General features: G+C 66.1%; 18 protein-coding genes. 11 read left to right on the top strand and 7 right to left on the bottom strand.

Going from position 1 to position 18,837, the window contains the following annotated elements; translation table 11 throughout:
• Window positions 1-14: 14 nt before the first annotated feature.
• Window positions 15-1,382 (bottom strand): LLM class flavin-dependent oxidoreductase, encoded by a 1,368-nt coding sequence (locus tag G6N32_RS20060; RefSeq protein ID WP_115321531.1) that lies wholly within the window; start codon window positions 1,380-1,382, stop codon window positions 15-17.
• Between the two features lie 88 nt (window positions 1,383-1,470).
• A complete protein-coding gene (locus G6N32_RS20055) occupies window positions 1,471-2,718 on the bottom strand; it encodes an acyl-CoA dehydrogenase family protein (RefSeq protein ID WP_115321530.1) in 1,248 nt (415 codons plus the stop codon).
• A gap of 129 nt (window positions 2,719-2,847) precedes the next feature.
• Between G6N32_RS20055 and G6N32_RS20050 the strand changes: the two genes are divergently transcribed.
• Window positions 2,848-4,119, top strand: coding sequence for an alpha/beta hydrolase (locus tag G6N32_RS20050; protein ID WP_115321529.1), 1,272 nt, complete (start codon window positions 2,848-2,850; stop codon window positions 4,117-4,119).
• Here G6N32_RS20050 and G6N32_RS20045 read toward each other — a convergent pair.
• Genes G6N32_RS20045 through G6N32_RS20030 form a run of 4 tightly spaced genes read right to left on the bottom strand, consistent with a single transcriptional unit; the run spans window position 4,109 to window position 9,558 of the window.
• Window positions 4,109-5,782: an oligopeptide ABC transporter substrate-binding protein OppA gene (locus tag G6N32_RS20045; protein ID WP_115322034.1), complete on the bottom strand. Its 1,674-nt coding sequence runs from the start codon at window positions 5,780-5,782 to the stop codon at window positions 4,109-4,111. The two genes, G6N32_RS20050 and G6N32_RS20045, sit on opposite strands and share 11 nt — an antisense overlap.
• Before the next feature lie 22 nt (window positions 5,783-5,804).
• Window positions 5,805-7,655, bottom strand: coding sequence for an oligopeptide ABC transporter ATP-binding protein OppD (locus G6N32_RS20040; protein ID WP_115321528.1), 1,851 nt, complete (start codon window positions 7,653-7,655; stop codon window positions 5,805-5,807).
• Window positions 7,652-8,584 (bottom strand): oligopeptide ABC transporter permease OppC, encoded by a 933-nt coding sequence (locus G6N32_RS20035; RefSeq protein ID WP_172507326.1) that lies wholly within the window; start codon window positions 8,582-8,584, stop codon window positions 7,652-7,654. The genes G6N32_RS20040 and G6N32_RS20035 overlap by 4 nt, the downstream gene beginning before the upstream one ends.
• Window positions 8,581-9,558, bottom strand: coding sequence for an oligopeptide ABC transporter permease OppB (locus tag G6N32_RS20030; RefSeq protein ID WP_115322032.1), 978 nt, complete (start codon window positions 9,556-9,558; stop codon window positions 8,581-8,583). The genes G6N32_RS20035 and G6N32_RS20030 overlap by 4 nt, the downstream gene beginning before the upstream one ends.
• A 119-nt stretch (window positions 9,559-9,677) precedes the next feature.
• Between G6N32_RS20030 and G6N32_RS20025 the strand changes: the two genes are divergently transcribed.
• The 10 genes from G6N32_RS20025 to G6N32_RS19980 all read left to right on the top strand — a co-directional run bounded on the left by G6N32_RS20025 (window position 9,678) and on the right by G6N32_RS19980 (window position 18,377).
• A complete protein-coding gene (locus tag G6N32_RS20025; RefSeq protein WP_115321527.1) occupies window positions 9,678-9,890 on the top strand; it encodes a hypothetical protein in 213 nt (70 codons plus the stop codon).
• Window positions 9,891-10,006: 116 nt separating this feature from the next.
• Window positions 10,007-10,252 (top strand): hypothetical protein, encoded by a 246-nt coding sequence (locus tag G6N32_RS20020; protein WP_147292060.1) that lies wholly within the window; start codon window positions 10,007-10,009, stop codon window positions 10,250-10,252.
• A gap of 63 nt (window positions 10,253-10,315) precedes the next feature.
• Complete coding sequence (locus G6N32_RS20015; RefSeq protein ID WP_115322031.1) at window positions 10,316-10,807, top strand: beta-class carbonic anhydrase; 492 nt, start codon at window positions 10,316-10,318, stop codon at window positions 10,805-10,807.
• A gap of 99 nt (window positions 10,808-10,906) precedes the next feature.
• Entirely contained in the window at window positions 10,907-11,836 is a 930-nt protein-coding gene (gene cysD / locus G6N32_RS20010; RefSeq protein WP_115321525.1) for a sulfate adenylyltransferase subunit CysD, read from the top strand.
• Window positions 11,836-13,686: a sulfate adenylyltransferase subunit CysN gene (gene cysC / locus G6N32_RS20005; protein WP_115321524.1), complete on the top strand. Its 1,851-nt coding sequence runs from the start codon at window positions 11,836-11,838 to the stop codon at window positions 13,684-13,686. Before cysD ends, cysC begins: the two co-directional genes overlap by 1 nt.
• Entirely contained in the window at window positions 13,683-14,411 is a 729-nt protein-coding gene (locus tag G6N32_RS20000) for a 3'(2'),5'-bisphosphate nucleotidase CysQ (RefSeq protein WP_115321523.1), read from the top strand. The genes cysC and G6N32_RS20000 overlap by 4 nt, the downstream gene beginning before the upstream one ends.
• Before the next feature lie 9 nt (window positions 14,412-14,420).
• On the top strand, window positions 14,421-15,020 hold the full coding sequence (locus G6N32_RS19995; RefSeq protein ID WP_115321522.1) for an isochorismatase family protein: 600 nt from the start codon (window positions 14,421-14,423) through the stop codon (window positions 15,018-15,020).
• Window positions 15,021-15,408: 388 nt separating this feature from the next.
• Window positions 15,409-16,518 (top strand): hypothetical protein, encoded by a 1,110-nt coding sequence (locus tag G6N32_RS19990; RefSeq protein WP_115321521.1) that lies wholly within the window; start codon window positions 15,409-15,411, stop codon window positions 16,516-16,518.
• Between the two features lie 236 nt (window positions 16,519-16,754).
• Window positions 16,755-17,867, top strand: coding sequence for a hypothetical protein (locus tag G6N32_RS19985; RefSeq protein ID WP_115321520.1), 1,113 nt, complete (start codon window positions 16,755-16,757; stop codon window positions 17,865-17,867).
• Window positions 17,868-17,903: 36 nt separating this feature from the next.
• Entirely contained in the window at window positions 17,904-18,377 is a 474-nt protein-coding gene (locus G6N32_RS19980; RefSeq protein ID WP_115321519.1) for an Rrf2 family transcriptional regulator, read from the top strand.
• On the opposite strand, the gene G6N32_RS19975 is transcribed toward G6N32_RS19980, so the two are convergent.
• The gene (locus tag G6N32_RS19975) at window positions 18,374-18,766 is read right to left on the bottom strand and encodes a VOC family protein (protein ID WP_115321518.1); all 393 of its coding nucleotides are present in this window, start codon (window positions 18,764-18,766) and stop codon (window positions 18,374-18,376) included. The genes G6N32_RS19980 and G6N32_RS19975 overlap by 4 nt on opposite strands.
• Window positions 18,767-18,837 lie beyond the last annotated feature (71 nt).

The following is an 18,837-nucleotide window of genomic DNA, read 5'->3' as shown; positions in this document are numbered from 1 at the left end:
TGACACTGGGGACCTCAGCCTGCGACAGGCAAGGGTGGGCTCAGAGCTCCCACGTTCGCATCGGCGGCATCGCCCAGCCCGAGATGCTCGCGCAGTGTCGTGCCGGTGTACTCGGTGCGGAACAGCCCGCGACGCTGCAACTCGGGGACCACCGAGTCGACGAAATCGTTGAAAGTCCCTGGCGTCGCCGCCGAGGACACCATGAATCCGTCGGCCTCCCCGGCATGAAACGATTCCTCGATCTGGTCGGCGACCTGCGCCGCGGTGCCGACGAACTGCGGCAGCAGCACACCCTGCGCATACCAGGCGCCGATATCGCGCAGGGTCAGGCTGTCGCGTTTGGCCACGCGGCGGACCGCGTCGAAAAGTCCTTGGGTACCGCTGACTTGGACGTCTTCGACCGGGGCGTCCAGGTCGTAGCCGGAGAAGTCGTGGTCGGTATGGACGCTCAGTGTGATCAGCCCGGAGATCGGGTCGGCGAGCTCGTTGTGATAGGCCTGCTTCTCCCGAGCGATGGACTCGGTCTCGCCGATGAACGGGATGAATGCCGGGAAGATCAGCACCGTGTCGGGGTTGCGGCCGAAGGTCTCTGCGCGCGACTTGATGTCGTCGTAGTAGGCCCGCCGGCCTTCGGGAGTCGGGTCGATCTCGAAGATCGCCTCCGCCCACCGCGCCGCGAAGTCCCGGCCGGTACTCGACGACCCGGCCTGGATCAACACCGGCCTGCCCTGCGGGGAGTGCGGCACATTCAGCGGCCCGCGGGAGCGGAAATAGCGACCGTTGTGATCGACGTGCCTGATCCGGTCAGGGTCGGCGAACACCCCGGACTCTTTGTCCAGGACCAGCGCGTCGGGTTCCCAGCTCGACCACAATTCGAGGGTGGTCCGGACGAACTCGTCGGCCCGCTCGTACCGGAACTCGTGACCGAGGTGCTCGTCGTGGCCGAAGTTCTGCGCCTCTCCTTGGGTCAGCGATGTCACGATGTTCCACGCCACGCGTCCGCGGGTGATGTGATCGAGGCTCGCGAAGATCCGCGCCAGCTCGTACGGATGAAAATAGGTGGCGGATTTGGTGATTGCCAATCCCAGCTTCGACGTGACGGCCGCGATACTGGCGGCCACGATCGACGGGTCCAGGGTGGCAGTGGCTTGAGTGCCGCGCCGCAGCGGCTCGGCGATTCCGTCACCGAACCGGACCGGCGCGGCCAGCAGGTCGGCGAAGAACAGGAAGTCGAACTTGCCGCGCTCCAGGATGCGCCCGATGCGGTGGTAGTACTCCGGGGTGAGGAAGCCGGTGTCGCTGGCCGGATGCCGCCACGCGGCATGTGAATGGGTGACCTGGGAGGCGATCTGGAAGCCACCGAGGTGCAGTTGCCGGGTCATGAGGTGTCCTTCAGGTACGTCGAGATCGACGAAATGTGGGGGTCTGCTCGCGCTTTCGCGGCGACATGTCGGTTGGGCGAAAGAGGGATCAGAAGTAGGCGTTCGCGGGGATCGGCGTGCCGTGCAGCAGGTTCTGGCCGACCACCCGGGCCTTGTAGGCAACCGGGTTGTGCAGGGTGATGGTGCGGATGTTGCGCCAGTGCCGGTCCAGATTGCGCTGACGGCTGGCCGCGCTGGCCCCGCCGAGCTCGAGCAGCCGGGTGGCCGCGTCCAGTGCGACGGCGTCGAGGTGGACCTTCACCTTGGCGACCTTGAGCTGCGCGTCAGCCGCCTGAGCGGCGTCGGGCACGCCGTCTTGCACCGAGTCTGTCGCCGCCTCGATGGCAGACGCCGCGTCCAGCACGGCCGCCCGCGCGATGTAAGCGGTGCTGGCCAGCTCGCCGAGCTGACGCTGATACAGCGGATCGTCGACCGGACGCTCGGTCAGCGCGTGGCTGAAGCTGCGGGCGCGCGAGCGCAGCAGCTCGGCGCCGTCGTCGACGATCGACTGGAGCACACCGGCGACAACGGCATGGATGTAGAGCTGCAGTGCCGCGTACTGCACGGTCGGCACCGGCTCGGCGTCGTACGGGGTGTCGGTCAGAATTTCGTCGGGCGCGACGTCGACGCCGGTGAAGACGGTGGTCCCGGTACCGGTCCGGCGCTGGCCGAAGCCGTCCCAGTCGTCCACCAGCCGAACGCCGTCCCGGTCGGCGGGCACGATGACGGTGGCCACCGAGTCGTGGTCGGTGGTCGCGGTGACGGTCAGATAGTCGGCGAACAGCGTCCCGGTGCTGTAGTACTTCTCGCCGGTCAGCCGATAGCCGCCGGGCACGGGCAGCAACCGGGTGTTGAACACCAGGCTGCCGACGGCGTTCGAGCCTTTCTCGCTGAAGGCGTTGCCCACTATGTGACCGTCGGCGACCGTGGCCAGCCACTGCCGTGACCGCGGCTCCTCGCTATTTCCCGAGTCGCTTCGCTCCTGCCCTCCGGAGAGGGTGCGAAGTCGTTCCTCCACGAACCAGAAATGGGTCCGGAAGATATGTGCCACAATGGGATCCGCAGCGGCCACATCGATGACGGTCGAAAATAGCTGACGGACAGTGAAGTTCGATCCACCGAGGTCGATCGGTAGTCGCAAGGTGCCGAAGCCGGCCTGCTTGAGCGCGCTGACTTGGTCAAAGGGGTTCTCGTCGTTGAGGTCTCGGTCCCTGGCGCCGGATCGGATCTGATTCAGCAGATCATCGAACTCTGCGGTGCCGGGCAGGATACGGTTGACAGGCTGCACTGTGGTCATGGTTTCGTTCTACGCCGGAGCCGCGTCGGCAAGCACTGCTTTGACTCACCCCGAACCTAAGGAGCGCGACGGCGCATTCCATTCCCGCGCCCGGCGAGGCAGAATCGACGGCATGACAGGCCGGCGGCGATGACTCTGAACGAGAAGCGCCGCCGCGCCCACGAGAAACTCGCGGCGCTGCCCGGAGTTCGGCCGATCCGCCGCCCGGTCACGGCGACCGGATCCGACGAGTTCGACCTGTATTACGTGCGCACCGGCCGCAAGACCCGACATCCGCTGGTCATCATCCCCGGTGGGCCCGGTGCGGCCTCGATCGCGCTCTACCGGGGCCTGCGCCGCCGGGCCGCCGCCGAGGGCCTCGACGTGATCATGATCGAACACCGGGGCATCGGGATGTCCCGCCACGACGACAACGGCGCCGACCTGCCGCCCGAGGCGCTGACCATCGAGCAGGTGGTGGACGATGTCGCCGCCGTGCTCGACGACGCCCAGGTGGACAGCGCCGTCATCTACGGCACGTCCTACGGGACATATGTCGCCGCCGGGGTCGGGGTGCGCCACCCGTCTCGGGTGTTCGCGATGATCTTGGATTCGCCGCTGCTGGCCGGCGACGACATCGAGGTGGTCCGCCAGACCGTGCGCAGCGTGCTGTGGCACGGCAGGCATCCCGACACCGAGGAACTGGCGGACAAGGTCCGCCGGCTGGCCGACGAGGGCGTGATGACCCCGGCCGGGGCGCAGCTGGCCGCCACCGTGTACGGATTCGGTGGCGCGCGACTGCTGGACCGGCAGTTGGACCTGCTGCTGGCCGGCCGCAACCTGGTCTGGACGGCGATGGGTCACTTCGGGGATCTGATGGTGAACCGAAAAGCGCCGTACCGCAACGAGAGCGACCTGGTCGGACGGATCGGCTATCGCGAGCTCAACTACGCGGCCGATCCGGACGGTCTGCCGCTGGATCCGGCTGTGGCCATGCGCGAGTTCGCCGCCGGCGAGGCGACGCGGTTCGAGGCCGAACCGTTCGACCTGGTTGCGGAGATGCCGAAGTTCACCTGGCCCACCGTGGTCGTCTCCGGCGGACGCGACCTGATCACGCCGCCCGCGGTCGCCGATCGCATCGCCGAGTTGATTCCCGGCTCGGTGCTGGTACGACTACCGACCACCGGCCACAGCGTGCTCGACACCAAGGAGCGGGCAGCGCTGCGAATCGCCGAGGCGGCAGCCATCGGTCGGATCGATACCCTGCGGGGACAGGAGGCAGAGCTCGACGGGATGCCGAGCGTCCCCGCGGTGCGGCTGATGGTGTCTGCGTTGGAGGTGGCCGCTCGGGTCGAGGCGGTGCTGCCCGCAGCGCTTCCGCGCGCGGTGGCCCGGACTATCCCCAAGCCCGTTACTTCATGAATCCTATTGCGGTGTAGTTCAGGTCGCCCAACCCGGCCGGCCCGTAGTTGGCCAGGTTGCTGCGCACCGCGACGTTGCCCGCGGACTGGAACAACGGCAGGCTGAACCCCTCGCCGAAGATCAGCTTGTCCACATCGTTGGCCAGGCCGCGGGCCTTATCCGGGTCGAGTTCGTTGAGGACTTGCTCGACCTTGGCGTCGATATCGGGGCTGCTGATCTTGCCGAAGTTGCTCTCGGCTCCGGTGGTGTAGATCTGGTTCAGGCAGCACAACGCGAAAGCATCACCCACCCAGGAGAATTGAGCGATGTCGAAGTCGCCGGGGATGATGTGGTTGGTGAAGAACCCGTTGCCGGGCTTGGCATCGATCTGCAGATTCACCCCGATCTGGGCGAGGCTGTTCTGTGCGACGAGGGCTACCTGCCTGGTGGTCTGCGCGTCGTAGAGGACGTCGCGAATGACCAGCTGTTTGCCGTCCTTCTCCCGGAACTGCCCGGCCTGTTTCCAGCCGAGGGCATCGAGTTCTTGTTTGGCCTTCTCCGGGTTGAAGGCGATCACTTCGCTGTTGTCCTGGTAGCCCTGCTGGCCCGCCACGAAGATGTGGTTGTTCAGCGGAACGGGTTTGTCGACCAAACCGCGTTGGGTCACATCGGCAATCGCCTGACGGTCGATACCCTTGGAGACGGCCAGCCGCAGCGCCTTGTCCGAGAGGATGGAGCCGGGCGCGCCGTTGAAGGTGAAGTGATACCAGCTCAGACCCGGCGATCGCCGGATCGAGATGCCGGCAGTGCGCCGGGCGATGGTCAGTTCGTCCAGCGAGCCCAGACCGGTGGCATCGATCGTGTTGTTCTGCAGCGCAGGCAGTCTCGCCGCGTCATCGAGCACCAGGAAGGTGAACGAGTCCAACACCGGCGCAGTGCCCCACCATTTCGGGTTGCGGGTCAGCACGATCCGCTGGGCGGTGCGGTCCAGTGACGAGATCAGGAACGGTCCTGCCGACGGTCCCGGACCGTTGAGTTGTCCCTTGTTGAACACGTCAGGGTTGGCAGTCATGGCCTTGGGCAGCAGCATGGTGTTGCCTGCGAACATGCCTCGCCATTCGGCGTAATGCTTGGCGAAGGTGATGACGGCCTGCCGGTCGTCGACACCCTTGGTGACCGATGCGACCCGATCGCTGCCGTTGGGTGAGGCGATCGCGAAGGCCTTGTCCTTGCCGCTGGTCGCGTTGATCTGGGAGGCGATGTCCTCCCAGGTGATCGGGGTTCCGTCGGACCAGACGGCCTTGGGGTTGATGGTGTAGGTGACCACCTGCGGGTCGGTGCCGGTCAGCTCCACGTTGGTGAAGTAGTCGGTGTTGACCTTCATCGAACCGTCGGCGGCGATGACGAACGCGCGCGGCATGGTGGGCCGCAGGATCGCGCCGGTGTCGGCCTCATTGCCATCGATGTTCAGTGTGTTCCAGTTCGACGGGAACGACGACAACGCCAGTCGCAGATTGCCGCCCGGCTGCAAGGTGGCCGGGTCCTGCGGATTGATATCGCTGGTCGAGCCGAGCTCGGCGTTGCCGCCGGCCGAGGGGACGTCGCGCTTGCTGCCTGAGCAGCCCGCCACCACCAGACTTGCCACGACTGCCAGCACTGCAATTCGGCCGGCGCTCCGGCGGATCGATCGGGTCACGCCACTGATGCTAACTGCGAGTGGGATCCGGTTGCGGGATAGCGGCCAGCAACTTTCTGGTGTAGTCGTGCTGCGGGTTGGCGAAGATGTCGTCGGCATCGCCGTACTCCACCATCGCCCCGCGGTACATCACGACGATGCGATGGGCGAGATGCTTGACCACCGACAGATCGTGCGAGACGAACAGATAGGACAGGTCGAACTCGCGCTGCAGGTCCAGCAGCAGGTTGATGATGCCCGCCTGAATGGACACATCCAGCGCCGACACCGGTTCGTCGAGCGCCAGAATCTTGGGCTGGAGCGCCAATGCCCGGGCGATGCCGATCCGCTGCTTCTGGCCGCCGGAGAACTCACTGGGGTAGCGGCTGGCGTCGGCGCGACGAAGCCCGACGATCTCGAGCAGTTCGGCAACCCGCGTGTCACTGCTCGTCTTATCGAAACCATTGGCGCGCAACGGTTCAGCCAGCAGTTCGAACACCGGCAGCCGGGGGTCGAGGGATGCCACCGGATCCTGGAACACCACCTGCAGATCGCGGCGCAGTTCCCGGCGCCGGGCGGCTGTCAGGGTGGCGACGTCATTGCCCAGAACCTCGATGGAGCCGGACTCCGGCGCCGCCAGGTCGAGGATCTGGTGCAGCGTGGTGGATTTGCCGGAGCCGGACTCGCCGACAATGCCCAGGGTCTGCCCGCGCATCAGGTCGAAGCTGAGGCCGTCGACAGCGCGAACCTCGCCGATGGTGCGGCGGAACACCACGCCTTTGGTCAGCCGATAGGTCTTCACCAGGTCCCGCACCGTGATCACCGGCGCCGGTTCCGCGGAGTCGTCGACGGCCACCGGCTGAGTGGACACGCCGTAAATCTCGGCCGCGGTGCGGCCGGTGACCTGGTCGGTGCGGATGCATGCCGCCAGGTGGCCTGCGGATGCCGGGTCGACGGGCACCAGTGCCGGTTCATCTGCGCGGCACTCGTCGATGGCCAGCGGACAGCGCGGGTTGAACGGGCAGCCGGGTGGCACATCCACCAGCGAGGGCGGTGCCCCCGGAATGGGCACCAGTCGCGTTCCCTGCGGCGAATCGAGGCGTGGAACGGAGCCCAATAGTCCTGCGGTATAGGGCATTCGACGGTCGCGATACAGTTCGTCCACCGAGGCGACCTCGACGGGGCGCCCGGCGTACATCACCAGAGCCCGATCGGCGAACTCCGCGACCACGCCCAGGTCGTGGGTGATGATCAGCACGCCCGCGCCGGTGACGTCGCGGGCGGTCTTGAGCACCTCGAGGATCTGAGCCTGAACGGTCACATCGAGTGCGGTTGTCGGCTCGTCACAGATCAGCAGGTCCGGATCATTGGCGATGGCGATCGCGATGACCACCCGTTGGCGCTCACCGCCGGACAACTCATGCGGAAAGGCCCGGGCCCGCCGTTCCGGCTGGGCGATTCCCACCAACTCGAGCAGCTCGACGGCGCGCGTGCGCGCAGCCTGCTTGCCGACGTCGCGGTGGTGCACGGTGATGGCCTCGGCGATCTGGTCGCCGACGGTGTAGACCGGGGTCAGCGCCGACATCGGGTCCTGGAACACCGTTCCGATGCGGCGCCCCCGGATCTTCGACATCTCGGCGTCGGACAGGCCGAGCAGCTCCCGGCCGGACAGCCGCACCGAACCCGACACGGCGGCATACTCCGGGAGCAGGCCGATGACGGCCATGGCCGCCGCGGACTTGCCCGACCCGGATTCGCCGACCATCGCGACGACCTCGCCGGGGCGCACCTGATAGGTCAGGCCCCGCACCGCGGTCAGGTCGTCGCCGTCGGTGGGGAAGCTGACCGCGAGGTCGGTGACCTCCAGCAGAGCCTCGCTCATGGCTTCGTCTTCTTCTTCCTGCGACCGCGGCGCAGCGTGGCGCTGCCGGGGTCCAGCGCGTCGCGCAGCCCGTCCCCGGTGAGGTTGGCGCACACCAGGATCAGCACCAGAACACCGGCGGGGAACAGGAACACCCACGGGAACGTCGTCGCCGATTTGGTGCCGTCGGCGATCAACGTGCCGAGCGAGATATCGGGTGGCTGGATGCCGAAACCCAGGAAGCTCAGCCCGGTTTCGGCGAGGATCGCCACCGCCACGTTGAGTGCGGCGTCGATGATCAGGATCGAGGCCACATTCGGGATGATGTGACGGGTGATGATCCGCCGACTCGAGACGCCCATATACCGTGCGGCTTGGACGAATTCGCGCTCCCGAAGGCTCATCGTGAGGCCTCGCACCATGCGCGAGCTCACCATCCAGCTGAACCCGGCCAGCAGGACGATCAACAAGATGACGTTGGCCGAGCTCTTGGTGATCGGCGTGAGGATCGCGATCAGGATGAACGACGGCACAACCAGCAGCAGGTCCACCAACCACATCAGCGTCCGGTCGCGCCAACCGCCGAAGTAACCCGCGATGGAGCCGACGGTCGCGGCGATCCCGGTCGAGATCACCGCCACACATACGCCGATGAGCATCGACTTCTGCATACCGCGCAGGATCTGAGCGAACAGGTCTTGGCCCAATGCGTTGGTGCCGAACCAGTGGTCGGCACTGGGTGGGTCCTGCAGCGCATAGAAGTCGAGATCGGTGTAGGACCAGGGCAATAGCGGCGGCAGGGCGTAGCACCCGATGAACAGCACGGCCAGGATCACCAGCGACGCCATCGCACCCCGGTTGCGGGCGAAGCGGCGCAGCACCAGTGTTCGCCGCGAGGCGAACTCCTCGGGCTTCACACCGGAGCGGGCGCTATCGGTCGTCTCGGTCACGTCACCCTCACCCGGGGATCGAGCATCGCGTAGATGACATCGGACAGCAGCCCGGCCAGAAGCACGACCGCACCGGAGAACACCGTGATCGCCGCCACGATGTTCGTGTCCTGGGTCGCTATGCCCTGGACCACCCACTCGCCCATGCCATGCCAGCCGAAGATCTTCTCCACGAACACTGCCCCGGTGACCAAACCCGCGACGCCGTAGGCGAACAGCGTTGCCATCGGAATCAGTGCGGTCCGCAGCCCGTGCTTGAACAACGCCTTGCGCCGGGTGAGCCCCTTGGCCCGCGCAGTGCGGATGAAGTCCTGGCCCAGCACGTCGAGCATCGCATTACGTTGGTAGCGGCTGTAACCGGCGATCGCGCCGAGCGCAAGCGTGACCGAGGGCAGGATCAGGTGCTGCATCCGGTCGACGAACTGATTCCAGGAGCCGCCGACGGCGTTCGGGGAGGTCTCCCCGATGTATTCGAAAAGGTGCACTCCGAGAATCGAATTAACCCGCAGCGCGGCCAAAATCGCCAAGTTGGCGATGACGAACGTCGGCGTACTGATCACCAACAACGACAGCAGAGTGATCACCCGATCGGATAATCGATATTGCCTGATCGCACCCCAGGCGCCGACCACGACGCCGATCACGGTGCCCAGTACCGAGCCGATCACCAGCAGTCGCAGGCTGACCCCGATGCGGCGGCCCAGTTCGTCGGAGACCGGCTGCCCCGTGACGGTCGTGCCGAAATCACCGCGTACCGCGCCGGCCACCCAGTGGGCGTAGCGCAGAGGGATCGGCTTGTCGAGATCGAGTTCGGCGGCTTTGGCGTCGATCACAGCCTGCGGCGGACGCGGATTGCGTTGCATCAGACTGTTCAACGGCGCGAACGTCAATGACGTCAGCGTGAACGTGAGAAACGACGCCAAGGCCAGCAGCACCACATAGTTGAGCAGCCGGCGCGCCAGAAAACGCGTCATGGGCCGCTGCCCGGCGCAGGGTGCATGCAGCACAGGGTAGGAGATGGTCGGTCGAAACGGCGCCAAGACCTACGGGCGGTGCACGGTTAGGCGGCCGGGGACATGGGAAGACTGCGTGCGTGCACGTGAAGCAGATCACACAACGATTGGCTCCAGCCCTGCTCGTCGCAGTGGCGCTCCCGGCACTGGCGGCATGCCAGGACAAGGGCACCACCGTCGATCCGACCACGACCAGTCCCAGCCCGACGACAGCGCAGACGTCGAAACCGATGCTGCCGAGTTCGTCGATTGCGTCGGCCAGTCCGCAACCACCGACCCCCGGCGGCGGCTAACCCGCACGTCAGCGGCGCGCAGGTTTGGTCTCACAGCTTCGGGTTAACCAATTGCCAGCGGTTTGGCAGGGTAGCCGGCCCGCAGAACTGGTCCGAGACCGATTGGAAGTGTCGAGATGACAAACATCAAAACGCTGTCCGCCGTGGTCGGCGGCAGTGCGATTGTGGCCATGGGTGCACTGGGCGTCGCGATAACCGATAACGGGAGCGGCACGATCGTGTCCGACCCGGGCACCTTCACCTCGCCCGCGACGTCCTCGATGACGACAGGCGAGACCACGAAGGAAACCGCGGTGGAGCCGACGAAGACGCCGGAAGTCGCGGCGCCGCCGGTCACCGCGACGACTCCCGAAGCGCCCTGAGACTTGCAATCAGCCTGATCGTTCATGGTGGCGGCGGCGGACTACGTCGCTAGCATCGCGATCATGAGCGTCACCGATCAGTACCTGGCGAACAACGCGGAATACGCAAAGACCTTCACCGGTCCGTTGCCGTTGCCACCCAGCAAGCATGTCGCGGTGGTGGCGTGCATGGACGCCCGGCTGGATGTGTATCGGATCTTGGGCCTGGGCGACGGTGAAGCACACGTCATCCGCAATGCCGGGGGAGTGATCACCGACGACGAGATCCGCTCGCTCGCGATCAGCCAGCGGCTGTTGGGGACCAAAGAGATCATCCTGATTCACCACACGGATTGCGGGATGCTCACCTTCACCGACGATGTCTTCAAAGGCGAAATTGAGGATGAGATCGGCATCAAGCCCGAGTGGGCCGCCGAAGCGTTCACCGACCTCGAGGCCGACGTGCGGCAGTCCCTGCGTCGGATCGAGGCCAGCCCGTTCGTCACCAAGCACGAGTCGCTGCGCGGATTCGTTTTCGACGTGGCCACCGGCAAGCTAGCCGAAGTCACTCTGTAGTTCGGTCTGCGCGTAACCCTTGACTTGCTTCGTCATGCTGGTTAGATTCCGGGTTAGCTTTGTAATTCTGGTCAAATCTACCAACTTTACGAGGAAATCATGGCGAGTCCGGTGGTCGAACGCCCCAAGCCGGGGCAGTACGAGCTGAGCCACCTTCGGTCCCTGGAGGCCGAGGCAATTCACATCATTCGCGAGGTCGCAGCCGAGTTCGAACGGCCGGTGCTGCTGTTCTCCGGCGGCAAGGACTCGATCGTGATGCTGCATCTGGCGATCAAGGCGTTCGCGCCCGGCCGGCTGCCGTTCCCGGTGATGCATGTCGACACCGGTCACAACTTCGAGGAAGTGATCGCCACCCGCGACGCGTTGGTCGAGCGGTACGGCCTGCGCCTGGTGGTGGCCAGTGTCGAGGAGGACATCGCGGCAGGCCGGGTCGTCGACAATGGCCCGTCGCGCAACCCGCTGCAGACCGTCACGTTGCTGCGGGGCATCCGGGAGAACAAGTTCGACGCTGCCTTCGGCGGTGCCCGCCGCGACGAGGAGAAGGCTCGGGCCAAGGAGCGGGTGTTCAGCTTCCGCGACGAGTTCGGTCAGTGGGATCCGAAGGCGCAGCGCCCCGAGCTGTGGAACCTCTACAACGGGCGTCACCGCAAGGGTGAGCACATCCGCGTCTTCCCGTTGTCCAACTGGACCGAGTACGACATCTGGGCCTACATCGGTGCCGAGGAGATCACGCTGCCGGGCATCTACTATGCCCACCCCCGGCAGGTCTTCCAGCGTGACGGGATGCTGCTGGCCGTCCACGAGTTCCTGCAGCCCACCCCCGATGAACCGGTCTTCGAGACCTCGGTGCGGTTCCGCACGGTGGGCGACGTGACCTGCACCGGCTGCGTGGAGTCGACCGCCTCCACCGTCGAGGAAGTGATCGCCGAGACCGCGGTGTCTCGTCTGACCGAACGTGGCGCCACCCGCGCCGACGACCGTATTTCCGAAGCCGGCATGGAAGACCGCAAGCGCGAGGGGTATTTCTGATGAGCACTCTGTTGAGGATTGCCACCGCCGGCTCCGTCGATGACGGCAAGTCGACCCTGATCGGCCGCTTGCTCTACGACTCCAAAGCCGTGATGGAAGACCAGCTCGCCGCTGTCGAGCGGACGTCGCGCGAGCGTGGCAACGACTACACCGACCTCGCACTGGTCACTGATGGCCTGCGCTCCGAGCGGGAGCAAGGCATCACCATCGACGTCGCCTACCGCTATTTCGCCACGGCGAAGCGGAAATTCATCATCGCCGACACCCCTGGCCACATTCAGTACACCCGCAACATGGTCACCGGAACCTCGACCGCGCAACTGGTGATCGTGCTCGTCGACGCGCGGCACGGCCTGCTCGAGCAGTCCCGCAGGCATGCGTTCCTGGCCTCGCTGCTGGGCGTTCAGCACGTCGTGCTGGCGGTAAACAAGATGGATCTCATCGATTGGGACCGTGAGCGTTTCGAATGGATCCGCGAGGAGTTCCACGCCTTCGCCGCCCGCCTCGACATCCACGATGTCACCACCATCCCGATGTCGGCGCTCAAGGGTGACAACGTGGTGACGAAGTCGGACAAGGCGCCCTGGTACGACGGTCCGCCGCTGCTGAGCCACCTTGAAGAGGTCTACATCGCCGGCGACCGCAACCTGGTCGACGTGCGCTTCCCGGTGCAGTATGTGATCCGGCCGCAGACCGTCGAGCACGCCGACCATCGCAGCTACGCGGGCACGATCGCCGGCGGCGTGATGCGCCCCGGGGACGAGATCGTCGTATTGCCGAGCGGAAAAACCAGTCGTATCACCACAATCGACGGGCCGACCGGACCGGTCGAGGAGGCGTTCCCCCCGATGGCGGTGTCGATCAGTCTTGCCGACGATATCGACATCTCCCGCGGAGACCTGCTGGCCCGCCCGCAGAACCAGCCGGTGGCCAGCCGGGAATTCGACGCCACGGTCTGCTGGATGGCCGACGAGTCCTCGCTGGAGCCGGGACGCGACTACATCATCAAGCACACCACCCGCACCACTCGGGCCCGGGTCGGCGCGCTGGACTATCGCCTGGACGTCAATACCCTGCACCGCGACAAGAGCGCAACGGCGTTGAAGCTCAACGAACTCGGCCGGGTCACCCTGCGCACCCAGGTGCCGCTGTTGCTCGACGAGTACTCCCGCAACGCCGCGACGGGATCGTTCATCCTGATCGATCCCGACACCAACGTGACGGTGGCCGCGGGCATGGTCCGCGACACCGCGCCGACGGCCGCTCGCAGCGCGTCGCCGAACACGGTGCGCCACCAGTCGCTGGTGGACTCCGGTGACCGGCTCACGAAGGGGCGCACCCTGTGGTTCACCGGCCTCTCCGGCTCGGGGAAGTCCTCGGTGGCGGTACTGGTGGAGCAGAAGCTGCTCGAACATGGTTGCCCCGCTTATATTCTCGACGGTGACAACCTGCGCCACGGGCTCAACGCCGACCTGGGCTTCTCGATGGCGGATCGGGCTGAGAACCTGCGCAGGCTAGCCCACATCGCCACGCTGATGGCCGATGCCGGTCTGACGATCCTGGTGCCCGCGATCAGCCCGCTCGAGGAACACCGGGAGCTGGCCCGCAAGGTGCACGCCGACGCCGGCGTGGAGTTCTACGAGATATTCGTCGACACTCCGCTCGAAGACTGTGAGCGACGGGATCCCAAGGGGCTCTACGCCAAAGCCAGGGCGGGGGAGATCACTCACTTCACGGGAATCGACAGCCCCTATCAGCGGCCGAAGAACCCGGATCTGCGGCTGACCCCCGATCACGAATGCGACGAGCTGGCCCAGCAGGTCATCGATCTGCTGGAGGCCCAGGCGTGAGCGACCACGATCTGGCAGCCGAGCTGGCCACGCAGGCCGGCAAGCTTCTGCTCGACGTTCGTGCCGAGCTGGCCGACGCCTCAGGTGCGGAGCGAAAAGCAGCGGGCGACAAGCGCTCTCACGATTACCTGATGGAAGCGCTCGCCGCGGCACGGCCCGAGGACGCGGTGTTGTCGGAGGAGGGTGCCGACGATCCGATCCGGCTTCGCAGCCGACGGGTGTGGATCGTCGATCCGCTCGACGGGACGCGGGAGTTCTCCGAACTCGACCGCGACGACTGGGCGGTGCACGTGGCACTGTGGGAGGACGGCGAGTTGATCGCCGGCGCGGTTGCGCTTCCCGCCCAGGGCATTACGTTGGCGACCCCCGCCGTGTCGCCGCCCCCGGCTGCGCCGAGCGCGCCGCGGATCGTGGTGTCGAGGACCCGGCCCCCGGCGGTCGCGCTGGCAGTTCGCGACGCGTTGGGCGGCGTGCTGGTCGAGATGGGTTCTGCCGGAGCCAAGGTCGCAGCCGTGATTCAGGGCCGCGCTGACGTGTACGTGCACGCGGGTGGTCAATACGAATGGGATTCGGCTGCCCCGGTGGCTGTCGCCCGCGCCGCCGGGTTGCACACCTCACGTATCGACGGCTCACCGCTTCAGTACAACCGGCCCGACCCGCTGTTGCCCGATGTCGTGGTGTGTCGGCCGGAATTGGCCGAGGCGGTGCTGGCCGCGACGCAGTAGCGTTGCGCCATGACTGAACTCAACACCCTGCGGGCGCTCGCGGGCCTACCGCTCGACCCGCCGAGTCTGGCCACGTCGACGCTGATCCTGATCGACTGCCAGAACACCTACACCCAGGGCGTGATGGAACTCGAGGGTGTTGAGGCCGCACTGGATGAGGCGGCCGCGCTGTTGGATCGCGCGCGGACTGCGGGCATTCCGGTGATCCACATCCAGCACGACGACGGCCCGGGGTCGCTGTACGACGTCAGTGGCGAGAGCGGGGCGATCGTGCCCCGGGTCGCCCCTCGCGACGGGGAACCGGTGGTGATCAAGAACTACCCCAATTCGTTCGTGCAGACCGACTTGGATGAGCGGCTCAAATCGGTGGCTGCCGAGAATCTGATCATCGCCGGATTCATGACGCATATGTGCGTGAATTCGACCGCGCGTGGTGCGTTCAACCTCGGGTATGCACCCACGGTGGTCGCAGCCGCGACCGCCACAAGGTCGTTGCCAGGTGTGGACGGTACCGACATCCCTGCGGCATCGCTGCACGCCGCGAGTCTTGCCGCTCTCAAGGATTTGTTCGCTGTCGTCGTCGCCGATTCGGGTGCGATCTCAGACTGAGGCCGCGCTTCGGCCCTTTCCTGAGAGATTGAGGCCATGAACCTGAGATTCCGCGGGCCCGATGTGGCTCTGCGACACGCTCATCGGGTGGTTTTCTAAACGCGTGCTGGTGCGATCGCAAATTTGCTGATCGAGCTCCAGGACGACTCACCTGCATGTCAGCGCCGGTAAGAAGATTAGCTATCCGACACGTCTTGGTGATTCTGACGTTTCCGTCAGAAAATATTTTCGGCTAAATCGTCAATTATCGCTTTCCCTCAGGTTTTTCTCAGGTACGTTCAGCTTTGTCAGTGTTGACCCCAGCCCGGGAGGGATTGAAATGCAAATCTCCATACGCTCTCAGCTCATTGCGGGAACCGCTGCCGTTGTCGGCGCCAGCGCGATTGCAATGACGCCAGTAACGCAGGCCAATCTCGCTCTGCCCGACCTCCAGGTGCCGTCGGCCGGCCAGGTGGCCCTGGCCGGGTTCGACAGCCCACTATCGGAACTCCTCGGCACGTTCAGTTCCTTCAATCAGTGGGTGCTGAGCGCCGATAACACGACCGCCGGCTACACCGACCTCGGCGGCCTGGTCACCGCTGGTGGCGTCGCCATCGCGAAGGGCGGCTACCAGTTCAACGCGGTCGGTCTGCTTCCGCAGATCATCAACGACCACCTGCCGATCATCAGTCAGCTCGGGTACAACGGGGCGGCCTCCCTGGGGAGCGCCGCCAACGCCGCGACAACGATCGGGCTGATCGCCAGCGAAGGTGTGTGGAACCTACCCGGCGCCTTCGTGACGGCCACTCAGCAGGCGCTCTCCGGGGATATCCCCGGCGCCATCGCGACGTTGCAGTCGGCGATCGTGGGACCGTTCGTGGCCGCTGGCCAGGTCGCCCTCGCCAGCGCCAACTACATGCTGGACAACGCGGTCGCACGGGGTACCGCCCTGCTCGGTGCCGTTCCGGACCTGGTCAACCTGGTCGTCCAGAGCTCCATCGGGCAAGCTCAGGTGCTTGCGGGCACGTTCAGCGCCGTCGTGCAGAACGTGATCACGGGCATCACGAACGGTAATGCCGAGGAGGCGTGGAACGCCGCGGTGGACGGATTCTTCGGACCGCGGGGCGTCCCTGGCGCAATCCTCAACCTGACGGTCGGCGCGGGTGTGCAAACGGATGCGACCACGGTCGTGCCGAGCGTTCGCGGCGTGATCCAAGCCGCCGTCCATGGCATCGCCGACGCGCTGTCGCAGACCGGATCGGCGCCGCCCGTTCCGCCGCCGGCCGCCGCCGCCGCGAAGACGGCATCCCCGTCCGCGTCGGCACTGCGTGTCGCGGCTGTGGAGTCGTCGCCCGCGGATGACAGCGGTGCCGGCAACGCCAAGTCCGGTAGCGGCAGCGATACGTCCGCTTCCGACCACTCCACCGCCAGCAAGGGCAAGGCCGGCAGCGCAGGCAAGTCCGGCGCCAAGAAGGGCGTGGCCGGCTCCAAACGGCCCGCCAAGGCCTCGGCCGGTTAGTCCGCGGAGTAATCCGCGGCATCGATGGGGTGCCCCTGCTTTTCGAGGTCTTTGAAAAGGAGGGGCACCCTGTTTTCCCCTTCGTCAAATTAAGCCTATTACTCGAATAGCAATTGGGTCTTTCTCTCTAAGTTTCCTCTCAGGTATTCTTAAGGCCGCAATTGGCCTGAGTGCCGGGAGGTGAGCACACGGTGCGGCGCGGCATTGGTGCGATTTTCACGACTGGAGTAGCCCTCGTGGGAGCGACGGTCGTCGTCGCCAACCCGGTGTCGGCACCCGCGTCGGATGTTCGCGTTCCCCCGGTCAAGCTCTCGGCCGACAGCACGGCATCAACCACCGCTCTCGACCGGGCTCTGCTCGAGACGTTGACCCGAGACGCCGGTGGCGCAAGCCCCGCGGACCCGCTGAAGAGAGTGGTCGCCGGGGTCGTCACCAACGTCACGATGCTCAGCGGTCGAGCAGTGGATGAAGCGTTGTGGACCGACGTTCCCGGGAGACCGACGCCGGTGCGCGTCCCGTACCCGCCGCCGGTGCCGCCGAAAGCGGTCGCCGATCTGCTCAGCGGGAAGCCGGCCGTCGTGCCGTCAGCCAATGCGTCCCCCGCGATCATCGAGGATCGAGCCCTCCAACATGCCGTGACTTCGGTCGGGGATTACGTGGGCTATGTCAGCGTGCAGGTCGTCGAGACCACCGTCGCGGCCGCCCGGATCGCCGTGGCCAAACCGCGGCTGATCGCGGACACGCTGGCTGCGCTCACCGACGGTGACGTCGATGCCGCCATCTCCACTGCCCTGCGGGTGGTCGCGGTGCCCGTCGGGCCGCCGTCGAAGATCGTCAAGGCGATCCGCGGGGAGGTCCGTCAGCGGCTGACCGAGCTGACGGATATTTTGCGTCGGCCGGTGCCGTCCCGGCCGAAGGCGACCCTGACTCCGACGGTCAGCCTCTCATCCGTCGCTGACAGCGTGGCATCGCTTCGCCGCTCGCTGGGCCATCGCCGCGGCGTGACTCTCACGGCCAGACCGGGGGCATCCTCCAAGCCGGGGACCTCCACCGAGCCCGAGACGTCGACCAAGCCCGGGGCGGCGGTCGACACGACGGGCACCGCCACCACCGACAGCGACGCCAAGCCGACGGCTGCCAACGGCGCGACGGATCTGAGCGACGGAAACAAGGCGGTGCCCAGCACCACGGCTTCCCAGTCCCCGGTCCAGCAGCGGGCCCAGAACCCGGTAACCCAGGTTCGTACCTCGCTGGACCGGTTCGCCGACACCCTCCGCAAGGCGCTCACACCCCATCGGGCTCCGCAGCGCACCGGCACCACACCAGCACCGGCCTCAGACGCCTCGTGAGCCTGCTGCCGACCAGGCAGTGGCAGAATTCGCGGAATGCGGATGTCAGCGAAGGCGGAATACGCCGTCCGCGCCATGATCCAGCTCGCGTCAGTCGACTCGGGCGCACTGGTCAAGACGGAGGATCTGGCCAAAGCCCAGGGCATCCCCGCGCAATTCCTGGTCGACATTCTCTCCGGTCTGCGGACCGACCGGCTGGTGCGCAGCCACCGCGGCCGCGACGGCGGCTACGAGCTGGGCCGACCGGCCGCCGACATCAGCATCGCTGACGTGTTGCGCTGCATCGACGGGCCGTTGGCAAGTGTGCGTGATATCGGCTTGGGCGACCTGCCCTACAGCGGACCGACGGCGGCGCTGACCGATGTGTGGCGGGCGCTACGTGCCAGCATGCGCTCAGTGCTCGAGGAGACCAGCCTGGCCGATGTGGCCGGCGGGCAACTGCCAGCCCACGTTGCCGATCTGGCGCACGACTATCTCAGGCAGGAGAACCGGCGCGGGCACCACGGCTAGCCGGCGCCCGATCCGTACGGCCGGGTGATGATCTCGAGGTAGTGGCCCCCCAGGTCACGGAAGTAGACGCCGCGACCGCCGTCGTTGTGGTTGATCTCGCCGGGCCGGGCGGCGCGGGGATCAGCCCAGTGCGGCAGCTCTCGATCGGAGATCTTGCGATAGATCGCGTCGAAGTCGTCCTCGGACACCAGGAAGGCGTAGTGCTGTGGGTGGATTGGTTGCTCGGCGGGAACGTCGGCGAAATCCAGGCTCAGCCCGTGCTGGAGGGTGACAACGAGGAAATGCCCGAACGGCACCGCATCCGGTAGCCCGAACAGCTCCGTCAGGAAATCGGCGGATTGCTGCTTGTCATGTGCCGCGACGATGGTGTGGTTCAGCTCGATTGCCATTACCCTTGCCAGTCAAGCACTTTGGGTCACCCCGTGCAATCATCGCCGGCCTGCCCGGTCGGAGCCCTCGG

It is taken from the genome of Mycolicibacterium aichiense, assembly GCF_010726245.1.
In the GTDB taxonomy this organism is placed as follows: domain Bacteria; phylum Actinomycetota; class Actinomycetes; order Mycobacteriales; family Mycobacteriaceae; genus Mycobacterium; species Mycobacterium aichiense.
Note: the sequence above shows the minus strand (reverse complement) of the source record. Positions and strands in the feature narration are given on the sequence as shown.

Excerpts from the sequence above, each read along its gene's own strand:
- G6N32_RS20060 (WP_115321531.1), bottom strand. The coding sequence starts at position 1,382 with ATGACCCGGCAACTGCACCTCGGTGGCTTCCAGATCGCCTCCCAGGTC.
- G6N32_RS20055 (WP_115321530.1), bottom strand. The coding sequence starts at position 2,718 with ATGACCACAGTGCAGCCTGTCAACCGTATCCTGCCCGGCACCGCAGAG.
- G6N32_RS20050 (WP_115321529.1), top strand. The coding sequence starts at position 2,848 with ATGACTCTGAACGAGAAGCGCCGCCGCGCCCACGAGAAACTCGCGGCG.
- G6N32_RS20040 (WP_115321528.1), bottom strand. The coding sequence starts at position 7,655 with ATGAGCGAGGCTCTGCTGGAGGTCACCGACCTCGCGGTCAGCTTCCCC.
- G6N32_RS20030 (WP_115322032.1), bottom strand. The coding sequence starts at position 9,558 with ATGACGCGTTTTCTGGCGCGCCGGCTGCTCAACTATGTGGTGCTGCTG.
- G6N32_RS20020 (WP_147292060.1), top strand. The coding sequence starts at position 10,007 with ATGACAAACATCAAAACGCTGTCCGCCGTGGTCGGCGGCAGTGCGATT.
- G6N32_RS20015 (WP_115322031.1), top strand. The coding sequence starts at position 10,316 with ATGAGCGTCACCGATCAGTACCTGGCGAACAACGCGGAATACGCAAAG.
- cysD (WP_115321525.1), top strand. The coding sequence starts at position 10,907 with ATGGCGAGTCCGGTGGTCGAACGCCCCAAGCCGGGGCAGTACGAGCTG.
- cysC (WP_115321524.1), top strand. The coding sequence starts at position 11,836 with ATGAGCACTCTGTTGAGGATTGCCACCGCCGGCTCCGTCGATGACGGC.
- G6N32_RS19995 (WP_115321522.1), top strand. The coding sequence starts at position 14,421 with ATGACTGAACTCAACACCCTGCGGGCGCTCGCGGGCCTACCGCTCGAC.
- G6N32_RS19990 (WP_115321521.1), top strand. The coding sequence starts at position 15,409 with ATGACGCCAGTAACGCAGGCCAATCTCGCTCTGCCCGACCTCCAGGTG.
- G6N32_RS19980 (WP_115321519.1), top strand. The coding sequence starts at position 17,904 with ATGCGGATGTCAGCGAAGGCGGAATACGCCGTCCGCGCCATGATCCAG.
- G6N32_RS19975 (WP_115321518.1), bottom strand. The coding sequence starts at position 18,766 with ATGGCAATCGAGCTGAACCACACCATCGTCGCGGCACATGACAAGCAG.